The 520-nt window shown below is 52.3% G+C and carries 1 rRNA gene; it reads left to right on the forward strand.

Annotation, left to right across the window (positions count from 1 at the left end):
- A 16S ribosomal RNA gene (locus SBH76_RS13480) occupies positions 1 to 513 on the forward strand; the annotation flags it as partial.
- Between the last annotated feature and the right edge of the window lie 7 nt (positions 514 to 520).

Here is a 520-nt window from a genome sequence, read left to right on the forward strand (position 1 = left end):
TTCGGGACAAGGGATACAGGTGGTGCATGGTTGTCGTCAGCTCGTGTCGTGAGATGTTGGGTTAAGTCCCGCAACGAGCGCAACCCTTGTCGTCAGTAGCCAGCAGTAAGATGGGCACTCTGACGAGACAGCCGGAGATAATCCGGAGGAAGGTGGGGATGACGTCAAATCATCATGCCCCTTATGATTTGGGCTACACACGTGCTACAATGGCGTAAACAAAGTGAAGCAAAGCCGCGAGGCCAAGCAAATCACAAAAATAACGTCTCAGTTCGGATTGTAGTCTGCAACTCGACTATATGAAGCTGGAATCGCTAGTAATCGCAGATCAGAATGCTGCGGTGAATACGTTCCCGGGTCTTGTACACACCGCCCGTCACACCATGGGAGTCATCAATGCCCGAAGTCAGTGACCTAACCGTAAGGAAGGAGCTGCCGAAGGCAGGGAGGATAACTGGGGTGAAGTCGTAACAAGGTAGCCGTATCGGAAGGTGCGGCTGGATCACCTCCTTTCTAAGGA

Origin of the sequence: Lachnoanaerobaculum sanguinis, from assembly GCF_033242365.1 — a bacterium.
Classification (GTDB): domain Bacteria; phylum Bacillota; class Clostridia; order Lachnospirales; family Lachnospiraceae; genus Lachnoanaerobaculum; species Lachnoanaerobaculum sanguinis.